This window comes from Bifidobacterium catulorum, from assembly GCF_003129925.1.
Lineage (GTDB): Bacteria > Actinomycetota > Actinomycetes > Actinomycetales > Bifidobacteriaceae > Galliscardovia > Galliscardovia catulorum.
The window spans coordinates 1-7,607 of the sequence record NZ_QFFN01000057.1 but is presented as its reverse complement, the minus strand read 5'-3'; the positions used below and the strand labels follow the sequence as shown (position 1 = coordinate 7,607).

Annotated in this window: 3 protein-coding genes; 1 reads left to right on the top strand and 2 read right to left on the bottom strand. The window is 62.6% G+C overall.

The genetic code is table 11. The annotated features are described in order from the left end of the window. Positions 1–207 precede the first annotated feature (207 nt). Entirely contained in the window at positions 208–4,401 is a 4,194-nt protein-coding gene (locus tag DF200_RS10245; protein WP_146192071.1) for a GDSL-type esterase/lipase family protein, read from the top strand. Between the two features lie 242 nt (positions 4,402–4,643). Here the strand turns inward: DF200_RS10245 and DF200_RS10240 are convergent, their stop codons facing one another. Both DF200_RS10240 and DF200_RS10235 read right to left on the bottom strand, forming a co-directional pair. Then, entirely contained in the window at positions 4,644–5,891 is a 1,248-nt protein-coding gene (locus tag DF200_RS10240; RefSeq protein ID WP_109138170.1) for a restriction endonuclease subunit S, read from the bottom strand. 206 nt (positions 5,892–6,097) lie between these two features. Next, positions 6,098–7,561, bottom strand: coding sequence for a type I restriction-modification system subunit M (locus tag DF200_RS10235; RefSeq protein WP_109138172.1), 1,464 nt, complete (start codon positions 7,559–7,561; stop codon positions 6,098–6,100). Positions 7,562–7,607: the final 46 nt, after the last annotated feature.

Genomic DNA, 7,607 nt, shown 5'->3' with positions numbered 1-7,607 from the left:
TCGTGGGGTAGGGGTCGAAGTCGGGTGCGATGCAGGTTGCGGAGCATCGAATGCCTTGGCGCCCTCACCGTTGAACAATACCGGCGGCTCGCCCGCCATGGTTCGGCGGCGAAAGCCTCGGCAACATTCCTCCACCCCCCCTGACTCAACCCATAATCGAATAGCTGCAAGCCCCCATCGGAGAAGTCATTTTCAGGAAGAGAAGCCATGAACAAGTCTTCAGGAACCGCACGGTCCCTACGTCGTAGGATCGGTGCGCTGATCGCCGCGGCATCAATGCTTGCGACGATTCCGGCCGCGGCGATCGCCACGACCGCGAACGCGGACGAGCAGGCCACGCCGACCACGGCAACCGTCACGACCGGCGACGCCACTGGCCAGAACGCCGCCAGCAACAAGGCGACGGCGGCAGCAGCCGAGGTACCCGGCACGATCGAGGCGTGGAACGAACGCAACGCCACACTTGACGACTGGAACACGCTTTCGCAGAAGCTGCAAAGCACTGACGGCATCAACTGGCTGTTCATCGGCGACTCGATCACCCACGGCGTGCTGTACACTATGGGCTACCGCAACTACGCAGAACTGTTCGCCAATCAGGTGGAAAGCACCCCGGTGAACGGCGTCTCGCGCGCGAACGACATGGTGATGAACACCGCCATCGCCAGCGCCGACGCACGTTGGCCGCTCAAGGCCGGCGCGTTCGACAAATGGGTCGGCGAGAAGCATCCGAACGTGGTGTTCATCACCTTCGGCATGAACGACGGACGCGTGGCCTCGCCTCAGAAGTACCCCGTGGAAACGTACAAGAAGACTCTGGAGACCCTCATCACCGATGTGCGGGCCAAGGGCGCGATTCCGATTCTGCAGACGCAGAACTACACGACCATGGCCAACGAGAACACAAGCCTTGACCAGTACTACAACGCCGAACGCCAGCTCGCCGTCGAGCAAAACGTGATTCTTCTCGATTTCAACAAGCGCTGGTCGCAGTTGAACGGCGGCAACAACACCAGCAACACGTACATGGGCTTCGACGTCAACAACAGGCGTGACAGCATCCATCCCGGCGAGAACGGTCAGATCGAATGGGCGAAGTTCATCCTGGAATCGCTGAAGATGATGCAGCCCGGTGACGCGCTCGCCAAGTGGAGCAGCAGCACCACGTCCCTGACCGGCCCGAGTGCCGGAGCGGCGGACGTCGCCAAGGGGTTGACCGGCAAGCCGGCGGACGGCGTGATCGCAGCCAAGCCCACCGCCACGCAGTCGGTCGGCAAGTATCTGACCGGCGCGCAGTACGTCGATCTTGGAACCGACGTCGTCGACGCGGCCAAGGGCGGCGACACGAAGCAGTCGAACGTGACGATCCGGTTCCGCGCCAACGCCAGCGACAAGCCGCAGACGCTGCTGTCGTTCGGCGATCCGGCCAATTCCGGCACGCGATCCCTGGTCCGCCTGAGCGACAAGGGCCTCGTGCAGTTCGTCAACTCGTCGGCCGCGAACGACCTGTACTCGGTCGGAAGCGTGAACCTGGCCGATGGCGCATGGCACACCCTCTCGGTGAACTTCGAAAGCAACGCGTTCACGATCTACGCCGACGGCAACATCTGCCTGCGGCGAATTCAAGGCACCAAGCAGCTGAACGTGCCGACCGCGCCGAACTCGACGGTGACCACCGTCACCGTGGGCGCCGCGCGCGACCATGCCAACAAGGGCGGCATCGACCAGCTCAACGGCGTGGTCGATTATGTGGCCGTCTACGACAAGACGCTCAGCGACGCGGATGCGAAGACGCTCACCGCCAAGCCCGCCGCCGTGCAGGTCAACGCCGTGACCGGTGCCGCGGACGAGCTCAAGACGATCGTCTCCAACGTGAACTCCCGCGCGAACATCGTGCTCGCCGGCGGCGACACCATCGAAGGCGGCTACACCGACCACATCATCGGCAAGAACGTGGTGCAGCTGCTCGACGAGAACATCCGTTGGGAGTACGCGAACTCCTTCAAGGCCACCGACTACGAGACGCAGCGCGCCAAGTTCTTCGTCGGCGCGGGTGCGGGCGGACGCACCGTCGAACAGATGGACACCAACTACGACACGCTGATCGGCCAATACAAGCCCAACCTCCTCCTGCTCATGCCCGACCTGTATGACGCCGACGGCAAGCAGGTGGAAACGGATGCCGCCGCGTTCGGCACCCATGTGAAGTCCATCGCGGACAAGGCCACGCAGGACGGCGCGAAGGTCGTGCTGGTCACGCCCGTCACCCTGCAGGGCAAGGAGGGCGCATTCGCTGAGGCGATGCGCACCGTAGCCAAGGACAAGAACCTGCCGCTCATCGACTCGCAGGATTGGATCACCAAGGTCGTCGCCGCCGAACCGGAGGTGAAGAGCGCCTGGTACAACGCCAACGGCCAGCTCAACTACGCCGGTCACCTCGGCTACGCGCACTTCCTGATGAGGTCGCTTGGCTCCTACCCCACGGCGGACAGGCTGAGGTACAGCCGCACCGCCGCGCTCTCCTACGACAAGATCACCACCCAGCTGGCCGGAACGGATGAGGACGGCGGCGAGGTGCCGGTCGCACGGTCCAAGGATACGGCCGACAAGGCGCATATCGACGGCACGCAGATCGACCCGAGCAAGTCCATGGTGCTCGTGGACCACTATGAGGTCCACGAGGTCGGCGAGGACGGCCAGTCCAAGCTGGTCGACGGACTGGGCAAGGTGACTCCGGAGACGATGCTGAAGAACGGCGTGGATGTGCCGGTCGCAGACCGTCTCGCGCACACGTATAAGGTCGTCGGCGTCGCCGCCGCCCCCACCGGAGTGGACCCGATCAAGGTGACGTACACCGCGAAGCTCGCGGCCGTACCCGTGCCCGTGAAGGTGAACGTGACGTATGCGCTAGGTAACGGCGGTCAGGGCACGGTCCCGACGCAGGACCCGGTCAGCGAGGGCACGGACATCACGGTGAAGTCGGGCGACGACCTGACGAACACCGACCAGAACCTGAAGTTCGGCGGCTGGAAGAGCTCGACGGACGGCAAGACGTACGACGCCGGCGACAAGATCACGGTCGGCAACCAGAACGTGACGCTCACCGCCCAGTGGGTCGCCAAGACCAAGGTAACGCTGTCGTATGACGCGAACAAGGGTTCGGGCGACGTACCGGCCTCGGCGGGGTACAACGAGGGTTCGGTCGTGAAGGCGGCCCAGGCTCCGGCCACGCTGAAGGCGCCGAACGAGAACCTGAAGTTCGGCGGCTGGAAGAAGGCCGCGGACGGCCAGGTCGCGGACTACCAGCCGGGCGAGGACGTGCAGCTGGGCAACCAGAACGTCACGCTCTACGCGCACTGGATCGACAAGACCAAGGTCAGCGTGACGTATGACGCGAACGGCGGCAAGGGCACGGTGCCGACGCAGGAGCCGGTGAACGAGGGCTCCGAGTTCACGGTGAAGGCCCCGGACGCCTTGCAGGCGCCGACCGACGACCAGAAGTTCGGCGGCTGGCTCAGCTCCACCGACAAGCAGGTCCACCAGGCCGGCGACAAGATCACGGTCGGCACGGAGAACGTGACGCTGACCGCCCAGTGGGTCGCCAAGACCAAGGTGACCGTCACATACGACGCGAACGGCGGTTCCGGCGACGTGCCGGCAGCCCAGAACGCGAACGAGGGCGCGACCGTGAAGGTCGAAGCCGCACCGGCCGGCATGACCGCGCCGAAGGATCAGAAGTTCGGCGGCTGGAAGACCACAAAGGACGGCAAGACCGCCGAATACCAGGCGGGCGACGACCTCAAGGTCGGCACCACCGACATCACCCTCTACGCACACTGGACCGCGATTGACAAGGTCCCGGTCGAGTCGCTGAAGGTTGCGGACGAGAACGGCAAGACCAGCGACATCAAGGTCGTTGCCGGCAAGAAGCTGCGACTCGTCGTAACTTTCACGCCGGAGAACGCCACCGACAAGTCGCTGACGTGGCATTCGAACGACCTGTCGATCGCCACGGTGAACGCCGATGGCGAGGTGGCCGGCGTGAGTGCGGGCACGGCGACGATCACCGCGACCGGCTCGAACGGCAAGTCCGTCAGCATCACGGTGACGGTCGAGCCGGCAGGCAACAACGGCAACGGCGGCAACACTAGTGGAAACAACGGCGACAACACTGATAACAACGGCAATAACGGCAACACTGGCGGGAACAACGGTGGCAACGCCGGCAACAACAACTCCGGTTCCAACACCGGCAGCAACGCCAACAAGCCGAGCAACACCAACAAGCCGGGACTCGCGCACACGGGTGCGACGGTCTACGTGCTGTCTGGTTTCGCCGCGCTGCTGATCGCGGCCGGTGCCGCCATTGTGGTTGCGGCTCGCCGCAATGCCGACCGGTAACAGGCTGATTCGCACCCGTCTGGCCGACCGACCCTGGTGATCGGCCAGACGGCGGATTCGCCCGGGCATGCATGAAGGGCAGGGATGCACGACGTCCCTGCTCTTCATGCTATTCACGGACTCAACCGAGGTCGCATTTTCGGCAACACCGGTTTGGCCACAAGAATGAGTGCCGATCACACAGCCACAACCACTGCTATGGGCGGCATTGCCAGCCCGGTTCAGGGCGGGGACGATACCGTCTACAGTTCACCGCGGAAGGCGCGGGACTGGAGGGAGGCGAAGAGTTCGTCGTCGAGGGCGAGGGCCCGCTCCACCTTCCTCCGCGACGCCTCGATGGCGGCTACCCGCTCCGCGAACTCACGCTGGAGTGCGAGGGGTGGAAGAATCACCGGCATCTTCTTGATGATTCCCATGTTCAACCCATCCATGATGGAGCCCTTTACACTGCGCAGCAAATGAATCCTCGCTTCGCGATGCCAGAGGAAAACCGCTCGGAGAAATACCGGATTCAACACATCACGATTCACCGTGATGGCGCAAATATGCTTGGTGTTAATCGCCGTGGGAATATCATCCGGAACCACCACACACCGTCCCGCCGTACCCATGATGCTGACCAGCACATCCCCGGGATACACCGTGTAACGCTTAAGACTCTCATACTTCTCAGGAGTGATATACCGACGCTGCACCCACCGGAACGTATTCCCGACGACGTTATCAAGCCCCAGCACGGATATACCGGAATCAACGAACTCATCATGATGCAGGTCACTGCCGAAGGGGCCGGTCCGCATCCTCTCGACAACATCCGAGACCCTCTTCTCAGCCTTCAGTCCACCGAACATCTCTGCGAAGAGGGAGCGTGGGAGTGCGTCGTAGGCGGCGAGGACCTGGCGGCGCTTGGTGCGAATGGCGTCGGCGCGGTCGAGGATGGAGACGATACGGCACTGTTCGACGAGCGGCGGGAGAGGAACGGGAATCTGAAGCAGAGTCTTTGGACTGATTCTCGGCAGATTCGCCCCACTTGTTCGGGAGGCAGCAAACGCAACCATCCTAGGCTGAGAAAGATAGTACCCGAGAAAATCCCTATGCAACGATTCTCCGGGAGCAATCGGAAGAATATCAGTGCTGCAGATTCCGTCACACTCAGGCTTCGCAATCTTGCCAAGATTCGGACGAAGCTTGCCGTACAGCAAATCTGTCTTGGAGAACGTGAATTTGGAACTGGTCAATCTCGAATCGGCAACATGACGATATTGCAGGATGCGGCCACCGCGTTCGATATCCTCCAGACCGAGATACGTGGTCGTCGCATCGACTTCTCCCGGATCGACAACATCACGACGTATAGTCGCCACATCCCCGAGCTTCACTATGCGGGGTGTCGTCTCTCCCTCAGTCTCGCTGCGCTCGACAGCTCCCTCGTCAGAGGGAGCCGGCTTCGTCACCTGTGCCGTGTCGTCAATCCCGTCGTCGTTTGTCATGGCCCCCACTGTACCTGGCGGCACGAATCACACGGATCCACGGTTCCCGTCCGTCATATGCACCGCAACGCACAGGAACCCAAGCGACGGCGCGATTCCTCTCCGTCGCGACCCCGATAACGCACAGGAACCCGACGGCCCACACGATTCCCGTCCGTCGCGGTCTTTACCAGTCTGGTCTTGCACGGCGAAGTCACGCAGCCGGGTTACCTCAGCAGATCGCGCAGTGCGGTGACGTCGGCGGCAATCGACGTGTTCAACGCGTCGATGTCGGCGAGGATCTCCGCGGGCTCACGATGCTCCTCCTCCTCGTATTCAATCTCCTTGTACCGGTTGAGACTTAGGTCGTAATCCTGTTCGGCGATCTCCTTCTTCGGCACCACGAACGACTGCGCGGTACGCGGACGGTTGCGCTCGGACGATTCACCACGATGCGGCCAGCGTGCGAGCACGTCCGGCAGATCGTTCGCGTCAACGGGATTGCGCTTATCATCCAACGAAAAACCATCGGCATGGACGTCGTAGAACCACACGTCGTCGGTGCCGCCCGCATCGGTTTTCGTGAACACCAGAATCGCGGTGCTCACGCCCGCATACGGCTTGAACACACCGCTCGGCAACTTGACCACCGCATCAAGACGCTGCTCCTCCACCAACGCCTTACGCAACTTTTTATGCGCGGTGGTGGAGCCGAACAGCACACCCTCGGGCACGATCACGGCGGCGCGGCCACCCGGCCGGAGCATACGGAGGAAATGCGCCAGGAACAGCAGCTCCGTCTTCTTCGTCTTCACTCGCTTGAGCAGTTTCGCGCTCGTCGTCTCATAATCCAGACTGCCGGAGAACGGCGGATTCGCGAGGATCAGCGAATACCGGTCCTCGTCCTCGTCGCCGGCCTCGCTCAACGAATCCTTGTAATGCACGTTCGGATTCTCGATGCCATGCAACATCAGGTTCATGCTGCCGATGCGCAGCATCGTATGGTCGAAATCGTAGCCGTGGAACATATCGGTGCCATAGCGGGCGCGCAGGTCCGGATCGGACAGCACCTGCGGATGATGCTCGCGCATGTATTCGCTCGCCGCCACGAGGAAACCCGCCGTGCCGCACGCCGGATCGCAGATGCGGTCGTCGGGCGCGGGCGCGACCATCCGCACCATCAGCTGGATGATATGCCGCGGCGTACGGAACTGGCCGTTGACGCCCGAACTGGCGAGCTTCGACAGCAGGTATTCGTACAGGTCGCCGTTGGTGTCGGTGTTGTCGAGCGGAATCGCGTCGACCAACTCCACCACCTTGGCCAGCAACACGGGCGTGGGGATGGTGAAGCGGGCGTCCTTCATCTGCTCGGCGTACGACGACCGCTCGCCGCCCATCGTCCGCAGGAACGGGAACACGCGGTCGGAAACCGTGGCGAACATGGTCTGCGGATCCTGCTCGATGAACACGTGCCACCGCAGGTCGCGCTGCTCCTCGGCGTAGATGGCGTGCACGATCGGGCGTTTGAGGCGACGCGCCTTGTTCTCCTCGCGCTGCTGGTTCATGTCCAGACGGCGCAGGAAAAGCAGGTAGGTGATCTGCTCGATCACCTCAAGGGGATTGGAGATACCGCCCGACCAGAACGCATCCCACACGCGGTCGATCCTGTTGCGCACTTCAGAGGAAAGCATGGGACCAAGCATAGTGGATGGGGTGCGGCGTTGGTGTGGTGTGGGT